This is a genomic window from Allobosea sp. (assembly GCF_017308015.1).
In the GTDB taxonomy this organism is placed as follows: Bacteria; Pseudomonadota; Alphaproteobacteria; order Rhizobiales; family Beijerinckiaceae; genus Allobosea.
In genome coordinates this window covers 443148-457822 of the sequence record NZ_JAFKFW010000002.1, presented here as the reverse complement: position 1 = coordinate 457822, position 14675 = coordinate 443148, and the positions used below count along the sequence as shown (strand labels likewise).

13 protein-coding genes are annotated in these 14675 nt (G+C 66.6%); 4 read left to right on the top strand and 9 right to left on the bottom strand.

Translation table 11 applies throughout. The features are described from left to right. Window positions 1-52: 52 nt before the first annotated feature. Together J0I42_RS02190 and J0I42_RS02185 are read right to left on the bottom strand one after the other, a co-directional pair. Window positions 53-1648, bottom strand: a complete 1596-nt coding sequence (locus J0I42_RS02190) for a gamma-glutamyltransferase family protein (RefSeq protein ID WP_291652320.1) — start codon at window positions 1646-1648, stop codon at window positions 53-55. Between the two features lie 53 nt (window positions 1649-1701). After that, the gene (locus J0I42_RS02185) at window positions 1702-2469 is read right to left on the bottom strand and encodes an SOS response-associated peptidase (protein WP_291652318.1); all 768 of its coding nucleotides are present in this window, start codon (window positions 2467-2469) and stop codon (window positions 1702-1704) included. An 87-nt stretch (window positions 2470-2556) separates the two neighbouring features. Here J0I42_RS02185 and J0I42_RS02180 point away from each other — a divergent pair, with 87 nt between their 5' ends. After that, on the top strand, window positions 2557-3057 hold the full coding sequence (locus J0I42_RS02180; RefSeq protein ID WP_291652316.1) for a hypothetical protein: 501 nt from the start codon (window positions 2557-2559) through the stop codon (window positions 3055-3057). A gap of 14 nt (window positions 3058-3071) precedes the next feature. Here J0I42_RS02180 and J0I42_RS02175 read toward each other — a convergent pair whose 3' ends face one another. Beyond that, complete coding sequence (locus J0I42_RS02175) at window positions 3072-3794, bottom strand: TlyA family RNA methyltransferase (RefSeq protein ID WP_291652314.1); 723 nt, start codon at window positions 3792-3794, stop codon at window positions 3072-3074. Window positions 3795-3804: 10 nt separating this feature from the next. Beyond that, window positions 3805-5715, bottom strand: coding sequence for a 1-deoxy-D-xylulose-5-phosphate synthase (gene dxs / locus J0I42_RS02170; protein ID WP_291652312.1), 1911 nt, complete (start codon window positions 5713-5715; stop codon window positions 3805-3807). Window positions 5716-5896: 181 nt separating this feature from the next. On the opposite strand from dxs, the gene J0I42_RS02165 reads away from it, so the two are divergent. After that, window positions 5897-7126 (top strand): MFS transporter, encoded by a 1230-nt coding sequence (locus tag J0I42_RS02165; protein WP_291652310.1) that lies wholly within the window; start codon window positions 5897-5899, stop codon window positions 7124-7126. A 10-nt stretch (window positions 7127-7136) separates the two neighbouring features. Here the strand turns inward: J0I42_RS02165 and J0I42_RS02160 are convergent, their stop codons facing one another. The 4 genes from J0I42_RS02160 to J0I42_RS02145 all read right to left on the bottom strand — a co-directional run bounded on the left by J0I42_RS02160 (window position 7137) and on the right by J0I42_RS02145 (window position 9685). After that, the gene (locus J0I42_RS02160) at window positions 7137-8057 is read right to left on the bottom strand and encodes a pirin family protein (RefSeq protein ID WP_291652308.1); all 921 of its coding nucleotides are present in this window, start codon (window positions 8055-8057) and stop codon (window positions 7137-7139) included. 169 nt (window positions 8058-8226) lie between these two features. Next, on the bottom strand, window positions 8227-8484 hold the full coding sequence (locus J0I42_RS02155; RefSeq protein WP_291652306.1) for an exodeoxyribonuclease VII small subunit: 258 nt from the start codon (window positions 8482-8484) through the stop codon (window positions 8227-8229). Between the two features lie 75 nt (window positions 8485-8559). Then, window positions 8560-9024, bottom strand: a complete 465-nt coding sequence (locus J0I42_RS02150; RefSeq protein ID WP_291652671.1) for an Lrp/AsnC family transcriptional regulator — start codon at window positions 9022-9024, stop codon at window positions 8560-8562. Between the two features lie 148 nt (window positions 9025-9172). Beyond that, window positions 9173-9685: a tyrosine phosphatase family protein gene (locus J0I42_RS02145; RefSeq protein WP_291652304.1), complete on the bottom strand. Its 513-nt coding sequence runs from the start codon at window positions 9683-9685 to the stop codon at window positions 9173-9175. A gap of 105 nt (window positions 9686-9790) precedes the next feature. On the opposite strand from J0I42_RS02145, the gene J0I42_RS02140 reads away from it, so the two are divergent. Then, window positions 9791-10348 carry a thioesterase family protein gene (locus J0I42_RS02140; protein ID WP_291652302.1) on the top strand — a complete coding sequence of 186 codons (558 nt, stop codon included), beginning with the start codon at window positions 9791-9793 and terminating at the stop codon, window positions 10346-10348. Window positions 10349-10352: 4 nt separating this feature from the next. On the opposite strand, the gene J0I42_RS02135 is transcribed toward J0I42_RS02140, so the two are convergent. Beyond that, window positions 10353-13925 (bottom strand): NahK/ErcS family hybrid sensor histidine kinase/response regulator, encoded by a 3573-nt coding sequence (locus J0I42_RS02135; RefSeq protein ID WP_291652300.1) that lies wholly within the window; start codon window positions 13923-13925, stop codon window positions 10353-10355. Window positions 13926-14197: 272 nt separating this feature from the next. Between J0I42_RS02135 and mscL the strand changes: the two genes are divergently transcribed. Beyond that, the gene (gene mscL / locus J0I42_RS02130; protein ID WP_291652297.1) at window positions 14198-14617 is read left to right on the top strand and encodes a large conductance mechanosensitive channel protein MscL; all 420 of its coding nucleotides are present in this window, start codon (window positions 14198-14200) and stop codon (window positions 14615-14617) included. Window positions 14618-14675 lie beyond the last annotated feature (58 nt).

Here is a 14675-nt window from a genome sequence, read left to right as displayed (position 1 = left end):
TCCTTACAGGAGAGGGGATCCCGCGCCTTTTCCTGAACCCAGCTGTGACGTCTCAGGGCGTCGCGACATAGCCATCGCGACGCGGATCGGCGGCGCCCGTAAACACCCCGGTCGCAGGATCGACCGCCACCGCCTGCATGCCGCCGCAACGCATCGTCCAGCCGACATCGAAGGGGCGCGCCTCGTGTCCGCGCTTGACCAGCTCGGCGATCGTCTCCGGCGCGATGCGGTTCTCGATCTCGACGAGGCGGCCGTCCCAGAGCCGGGCGCGGGGCGCTTCGATCGCATCCTGAAGCGGCAGGCCGTAGACGAGATGCTGGACCATGGCCTGCGCCTGCGTCTGCATGATGCCGTAGCTGCCGGGCGTGCCGAGCGCGAGCACCGGCTTGCCGTCGCGGGTCGAGAGCGTCGGCGACATGCACATCGGCAGTTCGTCGCCAGGCTTGGAGCGGTTCGGGCTGCCGGGCTGGACGTCGGCCCAGTACAGGAAGTTGTTGAAGCAGAGTCCCGTCCCGGGCACGACGACGCCACTGCCGAACGGGCTGCCGAGACTCTGCGTGATGCAGATCAGGTTGCCATCGCTGTCGGCGACCGAGAGTGAGGTCGTGTGCGCCGGGTCTTCCTTGTCCTGCGGCACCCATTGCTCGGTCGGGCCGGTCACCGGCTTGCCGTCGGTCAGGCGCTGGCGCAAGAGCGCGACCGAAGCCTCCGACATGATCTCGGCGAGCTTCTCCGGCGAGGGGTTGTTATGGGCGATGCGCGCGCCCGCCGCGAGGCGTATCGCGCGATAGACGAGGTCGAGATGGTCAGCCCCATCCCTCGGCTTCGACGCAAGGTCGATCCCGTCGAGCAGCTTGAGCGTCAGCAGGAACTGGAAGCCCTCGCAGGGCGGCGGCGGCACATGCACCGACAGTCCCTTGAAGCTCACCGCCATCGGCTCGCGCCAGACCATCTTCACCGCCGCGAGATCGGCCATGGTCAATGAGCCGCCGAGCGCTTGCAGATGCGCGATGATCTTCTCGCCGAGCGCGCCGCGATAGAAATGATCCGGCCCCTTCTCGGCGATTTCGCTCAATGTCCCAGCGAGATCGGACTGGACGAGCACGGAGCCGAGATGCATCGCGCCATTGGGCTGGTAGTTCTTCGACCAGGCCGGATAGAGCGCCGGGATCTTCTCCAGCAGCGGGTCGTTCTCCTCGAATTCTGCCGCGCCGAACTCGGCCAGCGCGAACCCGTCCCGGGCCAGCGCGATCGCCGGCGCGAAGACATCCGCCAGCGATTTGCGGCCATAGGTCTTCACCAGTTCGCACCAGCCGGCGAGATTGCCGGGCGAGGCGATGGCGAGTGCGCCGCGTTCGAGATCGGTGCGCTTGCTGAAGCGGTCGGCCGGGAAGCTCGCCGGGATCGGCGGCACGAAATCGAGCACGCGGACCCGCTTCTCAGCCGCGACCCACATCGTCGACAGGCCCATGCCGGCTAGGCCCGACATGAAGGGCTCGACTACGTTGAGAGCGGCCGCGGTGGCGGCTGCCGCATCGAAGGCATTGCCGCCCTGCGCCAGCAGTTTTGCGCCGGCCTGTGCCGCCAAAGGATGGGCCGCGGCAACCATGCCGTGGCGGGACGTCATCGTGGGGCGGCGGCCATGCATCTTCAGTCTCCTCCTCGTCGTCTTCCGGCGACGATCAGAGCACGAATTCGGCGCTAGAACAGGCTGCCTTGCCCGTCATCTGCGGGAGGCCGGGTCGCTTTGCGCGCATGGCGCTTGGGTTCTTCGGGGGCTTCTTCCGGCGGAAGCTCGGCCAGCGGCAACTGGATCTCGGACGCGTCATTGGCGACCTTGTTCACGGCGTTGCCGATCGCCACGGCTTCCAGCAGATCGTCCGGGGGCGGCTTCAGCAGGCGCCCGGTCTGTTCCGAAGTCGCCTGCGGATCGAGCCAGGCGTCGTGATCGCGCGGGTCGATGATGATCGGGCTGCGATGGTGTATCGGGGCCATCGTGCCGTTGGCCGGCCCCGTCATCATCGCGACCGTGTCGATCTCGGACCCATCCGGCGAATGCCAGGTCTCCCACAGCCCGGCGAAGGCGAAGAGGCTGCGATCGCGCTTGCGGAACAGGAAGGCCTCGCTGCGGGTCTGCTTGCCGGTGCCGCTGCGCCGCCACTCGTAGAAGCCATCAGCCGGCAGCAGGCAGCGCCGCCGCGTCAGAGCGTTGCGGAAGGATGGCCTTTCGGCGGCGCTCTCCATCCGGATATTGATGACGAGCGGGAAATCCTTGGGATCCTTCACCCAGCCGGGAATGAAGCCCCAGCGCATCAGCATGAACTGCCGCGCCCCGTCATGAGGCCTGACGACCGGCACCGGTTGTGTCGGCGCGATATTGTAACGCGGCGGGAAGTTCGGCTGCTCGCGATAGCCGAAGGTCTCGCGCATCGCCTCGGGGGGCAGGGTGATCGCATAGCGTCCGCACATGCCCGCTGTTTACGTCGAGACGAGCGGATGGAAGCAACACTTTATTTGCGGTTGCACGAACATAGTCGCGCCGATTTGGGGTAGCGGATGAGCGTCATCGCGACGGACATGCTGGCTGGAACGGCGGCCGATCGGCTCGACGCCGGTGTCCATCCGCGTCTGTCGACCGACTTTCTCAACCGCTACAGCGAAGCCCTGATGCTGATCGAGATGGTCGCGATGGACGAGACCATCCTCTCTGATCTTCAGACCTGGCAAGCCGTCGGCTACCGCGAGCATTTCGCCACTTCTGCCCTGCGCTGTGCCGCCTCGGCTCTCGCCGCCTATGACGATCTGAACCCGAACCGGGCCCGGGCCTTCGACGAGGCCTGCCACGCGATGACGCGTCTGGTGCGCACGGTGACGGCGCTGCTCGCGGAAACCCCGCCCTCGCCGGAACTGCCGGAGATCGTCGAGGTCGCCGGCGAGGCGCTGCGCCGGCAGATCGCCCGCGCGACCCAGTTCATCAATGCGAACGGTACGATCGATATCGGAAAGTTCGAGGATACGGCCCTACAGGCCCAGATCGATGCCTTGCTCGCGCGCTGATCAGGGCTTTTGCCTCAGCGCCGCGCCGCCACAAGAAACTCGCGATTGCCGTCGCCGCCCTCAATCGGGGAGGGGATCGGTCCCTGCACCGTAAAACCTAGTCCCTGCAACACGGCGACGATCTCGTCGCAAACCTGAAGCTGGATCGCCTCGTCGCGCACGATGCCCTTCTTGAGTGCGGCGCGGCCGGCTTCGAATTGCGGCTTGATCAATGCGGCGATGCCGGCCGCAGGCGCGAGGAGCGCTGCGATCGCTGGCAGCACCAGCTTGAGCGAGATGAAGCTGACATCGATGGCGGCGACGCTCGGACGCTCTGGCAGCACACTCGCATCGAGCGTCCGGATATCCTGCCCTTCGAAGCTCGTCACACGCGGATCGGCACGCAGGGAGGCGTGGAGCTGGTCACGCCCGACATCGACGGCGACGACATGGCGTGCGCCACGCTGGAGCAGCAGGTCGGTGAAGCCGCCGGTCGAGGAGCCGACATCGAGGCAGACAAGCCCTTGCGGATCGAAGCCGAAAACATCGAGCGCTCCGGCCAGCTTCAGTCCGCCACGCGAGACGTAAGGGTGCGGCGCCTGCGCAGTCAGCTCCGCATCATCGGCCACCATCTCCGAGGCCTTGCGGACGGGCGCACCATTGGCGGTGACGAGCCCGGCTGCGATCGCGGCCTGCGCACGCGCACGGCTTTCGAAGAAGCCGCGCTCGACGAGCAACTGGTCGGCACGGCTCTTCATGGCCGGGTCGTCAGGCGAGTTTCACGGCACTGGGCCGGCCCAGTGCAGTCTCGACGGCCTTGACGATGCCGGCGGCATCGAGCCCGGCGGCGGCATACATCGCGTCCGGCTTGTCATGGTCCTGGAAGACGTCGGGCAGTGTCAGGCTCCTGATCTTCAGGCCGGCATCGAGCGCGCCGTTCTGCGCCAGCAGATGCAGGACATGGCTGCCGAAGCCACCGACCGAGCCCTCCTCGACGGTGACGAGAACCTCGTGCTCGCGGGCGAGCTTGAGGATCAGCGCCTCGTCGAGTGGCTTGGCGAAGCGCGCATCGGCGACCGTGGTCGATAGGCCGCGCTGCGCCAGCAGATCGGCGGCCTTGAGGCATTCGGCAAGGCGCGTCCCGAGCGAGAGCATTGCGATCCGCGTACCCTCGCGGACGATGCGGCCCTTTCCGATCGGGAGGGGCACGCCGACATCGGGAATCTCGACGCCGACGCCTTCGCCGCGCGGATAGCGGAAGGCGATCGGCCCCTCGTCATAGGCGGTAGCGGTCGCGACCATATGGGTGAGTTCGGCCTCGTCGGCCGCCGCCATCACCACCATGTCCGGCAGGCAGGCGAGATAGGCGATATCGAAGGAGCCGGCATGCGTCGCGCCGTCCGCGCCGACGAGGCCGGCCCGATCGAGCGCGAAGCGCACCGGCAGCTTCTGGATCGCCACGTCATGAACGATCTGGTCGTAGGCGCGCTGCATGAAGGTCGAGTAGATCGCGACGAAAGGCTTGAAGCCCTCGGTGGCGAGACCGGCCGCAAACGTCACCGCATGCTGTTCGGCGATGCCGACATCGAAGGTGCGGCCGGGGAATTCCTTGCCGAAGGCATCGAGCCCGGTGCCGGACGGCATCGCGGCGGTGACGGCCACGACCTTGTCGTCCTCCCGCGCCTGCTTGATCAGGGCCTGGGCGAAGACATTGGTGTAGCTCGGCGCATTCGCCGGTGCCTTGGCCTGCTGGCCGGTGACCGGGTCGAACTTGACCACGCCATGGTACTTGTCGGCGCTGGCCTCGGCCGGGGCGTAGCCCTTGCCCTTCTGCGTCACGACATGGACGAGGATCGGCCCGCTCTCGGCATCACGCACATTGCGCAGCACCGGCAGCAGATGGTCGAGATTATGCCCGTCGATCGGCCCGACATAGTAGAAGCCGAGCTCCTCGAACATCGTCCCGCCCGTCCAGAAGCCACGGGCATATTCCTCGGTGCGCCTGGCCTTGTCGTGGAAGAAGCGCGGCAGCTTCTCGGCGAGTTGCTTGGCAACCTCGCGGATCGAGCGATAGGTTCGCCCCGAGACGAGCCGTGCGAGATAGGCCGACATCGCGCCGACCGGCGGGGCGATCGACATGTCGTTGTCGTTGAGGATGACGATCAGGCGCGAGCCGAGCGCGCCGGCATTGTTCATGGCCTCATAGGCCATGCCGGCCGACATGGCGCCGTCGCCAATCACGGCGATGACGTTGTTGCGCCCGTCGGAGAGATCGCGACCGACCGCCATGCCGAGCCCGGCCGAGATCGAGGTCGAGGAATGCGCCGCGCCGAACGGGTCGTAGTCGCTCTCGGCCCGCTTGGTGAAGCCGGAAAGGCCGCCCGGCTGGCGCAGCGTGCGGATGCGCTCGCGCCGCCCCGTCAGGATTTTGTGCGGATAGGCCTGATGCCCGACATCCCAGATCAGGCGGTCGCGGGGGGTGTCGAAGACATGATGCAGCGCGACGGTGAGCTCGACTACGCCGAGTCCGGCGCCGAGATGCCCGCCGGTGACGGAGACGGCGTCGATCGTCTCGAGCCGAAGCTCGTCGGCGACCTGGCGCAGCTTCGCGTCGTCGAGGGCCCGCAGATCGGCGGTGTCGTGGATCGTGTCGAGGAGCGGCGTGGCGGGACGGGGCACGAGGCTGTCTGATCCTTCGCTGGGGTGCCTTCGAAATAGAGCCTGCGCGGCGCGCTTGCAAACCACAGTTGTGCTTGCAGGTCGGATCGTCGATCTGCGCTCGTCTTCCCACGAAACGGGTGGTTCCCATGTCGGCAACGGATTTCAGTACCGTCACGACCGCTTCCGGGGACGTGACACGATGCAATCGACCGATATCGCACCATTGCCGACGGCATTTCGTCGCATCGGCTGGTCCAATCTCTTTGCCCAGTTCTCGGAGCAGGTCGCGCTTGCCGCTGCGCCTCTGGCCGCAGTGCTGCTGCTCGCGGCCGGTCCCGCCGAGACCGGCTGGCTGCAGACGGCGCAGACCTTGCCCTTCCTTCTGCTTTCGATTCCCGCCGGCCTGATGGTCGACCGGGCTTCGCGGCGCCGGCTTATGGTCGGCACGGAAGCCTTGCGCGCGGTATCCCTGCTGACGATCCCGCTGCTGCTCGCCGTCGGCAGCCTCAACCTGGGCTGGCTCGCCCTGCTTGGTGCGTTCGGCGCCATCGGTACGGTCTGCTACAGCGTCGCAGCGCCGGCCTTCGTTCCCTCGATCGTGCCCCGCGAGCGGCTCGCCGACGCCAATCGCTGGCTGGAGCTGGCCCGCAGCGCCGCCTATGCCGGCGGGCCGGCGCTGGGCGGAGCGCTCGTCGGCTGGATCGGGGTCTCGACGGCCTATGGCCTGGCTGCCGGGCTCTCGGTCCTCGCGGCGATGCTGCTGGCCGGCTTGCCGAGGGACGAGGCGCCGTCAGGTCCGCGGCGCGACCTGTTGCATGATCTGAAGGAAGGCGCCCGCTTCGTCGCCGGCCATGACCTGCTCCGGCCGATCCTGATGACGGCGGTGTTCTTCAACGTCTCGTGGTTCATCTTCCAGGCGGTCTATGTCGCCTATGCCGTGCAGGATCTGAGCCTGAGCGCGACGCAGGTCGGCATCTCGCTCGGCATCTACGGCGCGGGCATGATCGTCGGTGCCGTCCTCGCGCCGGCCATCTCGAAGCAGGTCACCTTCGGGACATTGATCCTGCTCGGCCCCTTCGCCGGGCTCTGCGCCGCAGGCGTGATGTTCGCGACGCTGTGGCTGCCCTCGGTCTATCTCGTCGCTGCGAGCTTCTTCCTGTTCGGCGTCGGGCCGATCATCTGGACGATCTCGACCATGACATTGCGCCAGGCGGTGACGCCCAATGCGATGCTCGGCCGGGTCTCGGCCCTGATCATGACGGCGACCTTCGGCGCGCGGCCGGTGGGTGCCGCGATCGGCGCCATCGTGGCCGCGCATCTCGGCATTGCCGCGTGCCTTGGCCTCGCGGCTGCAGGCTTCCTCGTCCAGCTGCTGGTGATCGGCTTCTCGCAGGTGCCGAAGCTGCGGGACATCTCCGAGGCGGTCTGAGGCGACTGCCTCAGCCCTCAGGCAGCGGGATGAACTCGCTCTCGTCGCCGGGCACGGTGTCGAAGCGGCCTGTCTTCCACTCCTGCTTGGCCTGCTCGATGCGCTCCTTCGAGGAGGAGACGAAGTTCCACCAGATGTTGCGCGGGCCGTCCATCGGCTCGCCGCCGACGATCATCACGCGGCTCTGGTCGATGGCGAGGATCGAGATGCGGTCGCCCGGCTTGAAGACGAGGAGCTGGCCGGCGCCGAACTCGTCTCCGGCGATGTCGATCTTGCCGGAGACGATATAGATCGCGCGCTCGTCATAGTCGGGGTCGAGCGGCAGGATCGAGCCGGGCGAGAGCACGGCTTCGGCATAGAGAGCGTCCCAGGGGAATTGCACCGGCGAGGTCTGGCCATAGGCCGAGCCCATGATCAGGCTGATGCGCTTGCCGCCCTCGACGATGCGCGGCAGGTCTTGCGCGCCGTGATGCTTGAACTCGGGCGCGACCTCCTCATGCGTCTTCGGCAGGGCCAGCCAGGCCTGGATACCGTAGAGCTTCGGCCCGGTGGCGCGGGCCTCCATGCCCGTGCGCTCGGAATGGACGATGCCGCGCCCGGCCGTCATCAGGTTCACCGCCCCCGGCTTGATGGCGAGTGCCGTGCCGAGCGAGTCGCGATGCATGATCTCGCCGTCGAAGAGATAGGTCACGGTGGAGAGGCCGATATGCGGGTGCGGGCGCACGTCCAGCCCCTCGCCGAGATGGAACTCCGCCGGGCCCATCTGATCGAAGAAGATGAAGGGGCCGACCATGCGCTGGCCGATGGCCGGCAGCGCCCGGCGAACCTGGAAGCCGCCGAGATCGTGCGAGCGAGGCACGATCACCTTCTCGATCGCCTCGCAGGAGCGGGCATCGCCCAGGACCGGATCGTCAGCGGGGAGTTGCGACATGATGGCCTCCTTGGTTGAGGCCGAATCTGGCCCTGTGGAGGCTCACAGGCAAGCGCCCCGTTGCAACCGGCCGCTGGCGGAAATGCAATGCCGTCACGGCAGGGCCGTCGCGGCATTGCGCGACGATGAGCTTTCGGCTCCGCGGCCAAAAGGCGCTTGTTCGTTTGGCTCAGTTCTCGACGTCGAGCGGCGTTACGCCCGTCGGCTTGCCGTCGGCACCGAGCGTGATGCGCTCGATCCGGGCTTCGGCCTGCTTCAGCAGCGCGTCGCAGCGCGCCTTTAGCGCTTCGCCGCGCGTGTAGATCGCGATCGATTCCTCGAGCGGAACGTCGCCGCGTTCCAGTCGCGCGACGATGGCCTCGAGTTCCTTCATCGCCGCCTCGAAGGGCAGGGTGGCGACATTGGCGTTGGTGTTCTCTTCGCTCACGGCCTGATTCCTCTCTGCGGGGAGCTTATCGGCCGGAGCGCGTCCGGCCGCAACCCGCTTCGCGGCGATCCTGCCTCAGACTGGCAGGGCCGAGGTTTTCTTGATCGTGCGCAGCGTCAGCGTCGACTGAACGCGTGTGACGCCAGGCAATTGCGTGATGATATCGGTGTGGATGCGCTCGAAATCGGCGCTGTCGCGATAGATCACGCGCATCAGGTAATCATGGGCGCCGGCCAGCAGATGGCATTCGAGAATCTCGGGCAGGCTCTGCACAGCCTGCTCGAAGCTCTCCAGTGAGGCGCGGCCTTGCTGGTCGAGCGTGACGAAGACGAAGGCGGTGCCGGGAAAGCCTGCGATCTTGTCATCGAGCACCATGGCATAGCTGCGGATCAGGCCGCTTTCCTCGAGCTGGCGCACGCGGCGCAGGCAGGCAGAAGGCGAGAGATGCACCTTCTCGGCGAGGTCCGAATTGGTGATGCGCCCATCCTGCTGGAGAATCCGCAGGATGGAGCGGTCGCGTGAATCGAGCTCGATCGTCATGGTCACGGTAAAAGCCTCCCGCGCGATGCATCGTCGCAAAATTCTTGCAATGCAAGCAATTTTCTGCAGCGAACCAGGGAAGGGAGCGTAGTTTTCACAACGTTAATGAAGAAGGCGCGCAGGAAGATGCGTGCTGAGAATCGAGAGATCAAGTCAATGGCATGGTGAATGGCGTGCCTTCGAAGGCATCGGCGCCGCGTCCGATGCGTTCGATGGCGCGGATCATCCGGCCCCGGCGCGCCAGCGCCGCATCGGCCAGCGCGACGAGCCGGGCATTGGGGGTAGCGGACGGGGCGGCGACGCGCAGCGCGCCGGCCACTTCTTCCTCATCCCGATCGGGGCCGAGCATGCAGGCGGCGATATAGGCCGCCGCCGTCGAACGGCTGATCCCGGCCCAGCAATGGATCACCATCGGTTCAGTGCGATCCCAGTCGCGCAGGAAGGCGAGCAGCCGCGCCATATGCTCCTGGCCGGCGAGCACATGGCCGTCGAGCGCCTGATTGATGTCGGACATGCCCAGGAAGAGATGCCGGTCCGGCGCTATTCCGGCCGGCGGCACGACCGTCGTGCCGACATTGATCAGCGTCACGAGATGGCGGGCCCGGACGGCCGTGACGGTTTCGTCGAGTCGCGACAGCGGGGAAACATGAAGGGTGGGCAAGGGCTGACTCCGGGACAACGGGCCGACGATAGCATGATCGACATCGTCGGCGTCTCCATGAGATGGAGGCGAGAATCTGATCGATCCCGCTCCTGAAAAGCTCCCATGAATCTCTGGTTCCGCCTGATCTGGCTCCTGCTGACGACGCGCTTCCGCCCGCGGCTCAACCTCCCCGGGCAGGCTTCGGTCCTGCCCTTCCGGGTCTGGTTCCACGATCTCGACACCAGCCTGCACATGAACAACGGGCGCTATTGGTCGCTGATGGATCTGGGGCGGCTCGACCTGATGCTGCGCAGCGGTCTCTGGCGCGCGGTGCTGCGCCATCGCTGGCTGCCGGTGGTCAATGCCGGCACCATCCGCTTCCGTCGCGAGATGCGCCTGTTCCGGCCGTTCCGGGTCGAGACGGCGATCCTGTGCTGGAGCGACAACTGGCTGGTGATGCAGCACCGCATGCTGATGCAGGGCCGGGATCGCACGGAGATCGTCGCTGCGGTCGCGCTGGTGCGGGCGGCGCTCTACGACAAGAGAGCGCGGGCCTACGTTCCGGTGGCGCGTTTGCTGGGCGAGATCGGGGTGTCCGCGGATAGCCCGCAGCCGAGTCCGGAAGTCGCAGCCTTCCTGGCGACCGAGGATGCCATGCGCAGCGCCGCGGCGGCCGGTTGAAGGGCTATTCCGCCGCCAGCCGCGTCGCCCGCCATTGCGCCAGCAGCGCGCGCAGCGCGGCCGGCTTCAGCGGCTTGTTGAGCAGATGCACGTCGAGCGCGTTCGCGGCCTCGCGCACATGCTGGGTCCGGTCGGCGGTGAGCAGGATCGCCGGCATCGGCGTGCGGGCTCGCGCCCGCAAAGCGCCGATCGCGGTCAGCCCGTTGCCATGGTCGAGATGATAGTCGGCTATCAGCACATCCGCTTCGCCCTTTGAACCGACATGCGGCAGCGCCTCCTCCAGGCTGGCGGCGATCGTGACGCGGCAGCCCCAGCCTTCGAGAAGGCGCTTCATGCCGTCGAGGATGGCGGGTTCGTTGTCCAAGACCAGAAGCCGCATGCCGGCGAGTTGTCCGGCTGGAGCATGGCGGGGCGCGGCTGCGGTGGTCATCGCCGGCAGTGGTGCGGCGCGTGGGACCGAGACCGAGAAGCGCGTACCCCGTCCGGGCGCCGAATCGAGTGTCAGCCCGTGGTCGAGCGCGCGGGCGATGCGTTGCACGATCGAGAGCCCGAGACCCAGGCCTCGCGCCACCTTCGCGCCCTGGTCGAGCCGCTGGAATTCGCGGAAGACTGTCTTCTGCTTGCTCTGGGGGATGCCGAGGCCGGTATCGATCACCTCGACCGCGACCTGGTTGCCCCGGCGCCGGCAGCCGATCAGAACCTTGCCGCTCGGAGTGTACTTGATCGCGTTCGAGATCAGGTTCTGCAGCAGGCGGCGCAGCAGGCGCCGGTCCGAGCGCAGGGTCAGGCTGGTCGGCATGAAGACGAGCTTCAGGCCTTTTTCCTGCGCGCTCGGCTCGAACTCACGCTGGAGCTGGCGCATCAGTTCGTCGAGCCGGAAGGAGGAGAGCTCCGGCTTGAGTGCCCCGCCGTCGAGCCGCGAGATTTCCAGGAGCGCGGTCAGGATCTCCTCGACGGCGTCGAGTGAGGCGTCGATGTTCTCGGCGAGTTCGGGCTGGCCGCTGCCACGGTCGCGCTCGACCAGGGAGGTCGCATAGAGCCGTGCGGCGTTGAGGGGCTGCAGGATGTCATGGCTGGCGGCGGCGAGGAAACGGGTCTTCGAGGCGTTGGCAGCCTCGGCCTCGGCCTTGGCGCGCTGCAACTCGGCATTGACGTGCAGCAGCTCTTCGGTGCGTTCGGCGACGCGGCGTTCGAGACTCTCGTTCGCGCGTTCGAGTTCCTCCTCGCCGGCGACGGTGTCGGTGATGTCGGTATAGGTCGTGACGAAGCCGCCATCCGGCAGCGCGTTGGTGCGAACCTCGATGACCTTCTTTGACGGGTAGAGCTTGAGGCGGACGGGTTCGCGGTCGTTGATGAAGCTTTCGAGCCGCGCTGCCATCAATTCGTCGCGCGCGCCGGTGCCATAGGCGCCGCGCCCGGCATTGTAGCGGACGATCTCGTCGAGGCCCGTGCCGAACCGGACCAGCGAGGCCGGCAGGTCGTAGAGCTGGATGAAGGCCTGGTTCCAGGCGAGAAGGCGCAGATCCCGGTCGAGCACGGTGATGCCCTGGCCGGCATGGTCGAGCCCGTGCTGGAGGATGTCTCGATTGTACTGGAGCGCGGCAGAGGCATCGTCGAGCAGCTTGAAGGCGGCTTCGGTCGAGAGGTTGCGCCGCTTCAGGAGCAAGGACAGCACGAGGCGCGAAGAAGCCGCGCCGATGGCCGAAGACAGCAGGTGCTCGCCGAAACGCAGCAGATGGATATCGGCCTGGCGTGCGCTTTCCGAGGCTTCGCCGCGGCCGCTGTTGAAGCCTTCGAAGGCGCGCTGGGTGCGCTCCGCTCCGAGATAGCGCGCGATCGTCGATTGCAGCTCGCCCTCGGTGATCGTGGTGCGCCAGAGGGAGAAGGATTGTGCCATCGTCGTCGGTTGTGACTCGACGAAGGCATTGGCCTGCAGCCGCTCCATCGCGTTTGCGGGCCGCAGCAGCGAGAAGCCGATATAGGCGAGGATGTTGAAGCCAAGGCTCCAGAAGACGCCATGGGGCAGCGCTTGCCATTCCAGTCCGAACATCGCTTCCGGCCTGAAGATGCCGACCCCGAACGGGCCGTTGGATACGATGCTGCTCCACCAGCCGCCGGGCAATGCGAGGCTCGGCATCAGAAGCGTATAGGCCCAGACCAGCGTCCCGATCGTCAGTCCCGCTGCGGCGCCCAGCGCCGTGCCGCGCCGCCAGAACAGGCCGCCGAAGAAGGCCGGTGCGATCTGCGCCGTCGCCGCGAAGGAAAGCAGGCCGATCGAGACGAGCGCGGCCTCGCCGGAGGCACGGTAATAGAGATAGCCGAGCAGGATCACGAGGAAGATGCTCAGCCGCCGGATGATCACGACCTGCGAGCCGAGGTCGCCGCCGAGATTGCTGTTGCCGGTGCCGCGCCCGCCGAACAGCCGGACCGTTCGCCCCGGATCGCTCAGCCCCCGCTGCCCGCGCAGCAGCAGCGGCATCACGAGATGGTTCGAGATCATGATCGCGAGCGCGACGGAAGCGACAATCACCATCGCCGTCGCTGCCGAGAGGCCGCCGACGAAGACCAGGAGCGCGATCACCCCGGCCTCGCGCTGCAGCGGTAGCAACAGCACCGTCATGTCGCGGTCGATGCCGCTGCCGGGAATCAGGATCTCGCCCGCCGTTGCCAGCGGCAGCACGAACAGGTTGATCAGCACGAGGTAGAGCGGGAACATCCAGGCCGCCCGGCGCACGTCGCGCACGTCGCGGTTCTCGACGATCGTCATGTGGAACTGCCGCGCCAGCAGGAGCGCGGCACAGCTCGACAGGAGCGTCAGCGTCAGGAAGTTCGGCCAGTTCGAGGTCCGTTCCCAGATCGGCAGCGCGTCTCCGGCGGGTTTCGCCGCCTGTGCCAGCAGGTCGCCCGGACCGCCGAACAGTCCATAGACGACGAAGAAGCCGATCACGAGGAAGGCGACGAGCTTGATCAGCGACTCGACCGCGATCGCCAGGACGAGTCCGTCCTGGTGCTCGGTCGCATCGATATGGCGGGTGCCGAAGGCGCAGGCGAAGCCGGCGAGCACGATGGCGACCAGGAAGGGCAGGTCGCTGAGCACGGGCACGTCCGGCGTCGGGGGATGGCCGCCGGTCGCCGCCAGGAAGACCGAAAGCGAGTTGGCGACGGCCTTGAGCTGCAGGGAGATATAGGGCAGGGCGCCGATCACCGCGACGATGCAGACCAGAGCGGCGACGCGCTCGCTCTTGCCGTAGCGGGCGCCGACGAAATCGGCGATCGAGGTGATGTTCTGCGACTTGGCGATGCTGACGATGCGGGCGACGAAACGATGCCCCAGCCCGATGACGAGGATCGGCCCGACATAGATGCCGAGGAAGTCGAAGCCGGCGCGATTGGCGAAGCCGACAGAGCCGTAGAAGGTCCAGGAGGTGCAATAGACACCCAGCGCCAGCGCGTAGATCGTCGTCCGCGCCCGGCCTGTCATCAGCTTGCGCCCGGACGTGTCGGCCATGTGCGCGACGGCGAAGAGCCCGCACAGATAGGCAAGCGCGACCAGTACCACTGACCAAGCGGGGATCATGCCAAACTCACGGAGGCTGTATGCCAAACAGGCCGGGGTACAGGCGTCATGGTTTTCCGCTTCGGAATTCTCCGCAGAGTATCGGACGGTCCGTCGGCTCGCCATAGGTCATTGGCCCAAGCCTTCGCGACGGATTCATCCCCAACTCTTTGCGTTTCACGCGCCGTTGGGCCGGCTTCGACGTGTTTTCGGGCTTTCCCTGTTCTGCGCGGCTGGTCTAGCGTCGAGCTCAGGCTGTCGGGGTAGCCTTGCCGATTCTCAAGGGGTGTTTCATGTTCGAAGAATTCAAGAAATTCGCCCTGAAGGGCAATGTCGTCGATCTCGCCATCGGTGTCATCATCGGTGCGGCCTTCAGCAAGATCGTCGACTCCCTCGTCGCTGACATCATCATGCCCTTTATCGGCGCGCTCGGCGGCGTCGATTTCTCGAACTACTTCATCGGTCTCAACAGCGCCGTCACCTCGCCGATCCTTTCCGAGGCCAAGAAGCAGGGTGCGGTGCTCGCCTATGGCAACTTTGTCACGGTGGGCATCAACTTCCTGATCATCGCCTTTGTCCTCTTCATGGTGGTGAAGGGCATCAACAAGCTGCAGAAGCAGCAGCCGCCGAAGGAAGAGGCTCCTGCGGCCAAGGCCGAGGACGTCGTCCTGCTCGGCGAGATCCGCGACCTGCTGAAGCAGAAGCAGGTCTGATCGCAGCCTCGCGCGGCCGTGAATCATCACGGCCGCCGATCGACCCGATCTCGCGATT

What these genes read in the sequence shown, in the direction of transcription:
- J0I42_RS02160 (WP_291652308.1), bottom strand. Translation starts at nt 8,057, where the DNA reads ATGTCGCAACTCCCCGCTGACGATCCGGTCCTGGGCGATGCCCGCTCC.
- J0I42_RS02135 (WP_291652300.1), bottom strand. Translation starts at nt 13,925, where the DNA reads ATGATCCCCGCTTGGTCAGTGGTACTGGTCGCGCTTGCCTATCTGTGC.
- J0I42_RS02165 (WP_291652310.1), top strand. Translation starts at nt 5,897, where the DNA reads ATGCAATCGACCGATATCGCACCATTGCCGACGGCATTTCGTCGCATC.
- mscL (WP_291652297.1), top strand. Translation starts at nt 14,198, where the DNA reads ATGTTCGAAGAATTCAAGAAATTCGCCCTGAAGGGCAATGTCGTCGAT.
- J0I42_RS02150 (WP_291652671.1), bottom strand. Translation starts at nt 9,024, where the DNA reads ATGACGATCGAGCTCGATTCACGCGACCGCTCCATCCTGCGGATTCTC.
- J0I42_RS02140 (WP_291652302.1), top strand. Translation starts at nt 9,791, where the DNA reads ATGAATCTCTGGTTCCGCCTGATCTGGCTCCTGCTGACGACGCGCTTC.
- J0I42_RS02180 (WP_291652316.1), top strand. Translation starts at nt 2,557, where the DNA reads ATGAGCGTCATCGCGACGGACATGCTGGCTGGAACGGCGGCCGATCGG.
- J0I42_RS02185 (WP_291652318.1), bottom strand. Translation starts at nt 2,469, where the DNA reads ATGTGCGGACGCTATGCGATCACCCTGCCCCCCGAGGCGATGCGCGAG.
- J0I42_RS02190 (WP_291652320.1), bottom strand. Translation starts at nt 1,648, where the DNA reads ATGCATGGCCGCCGCCCCACGATGACGTCCCGCCACGGCATGGTTGCC.
- J0I42_RS02175 (WP_291652314.1), bottom strand. Translation starts at nt 3,794, where the DNA reads ATGAAGAGCCGTGCCGACCAGTTGCTCGTCGAGCGCGGCTTCTTCGAA.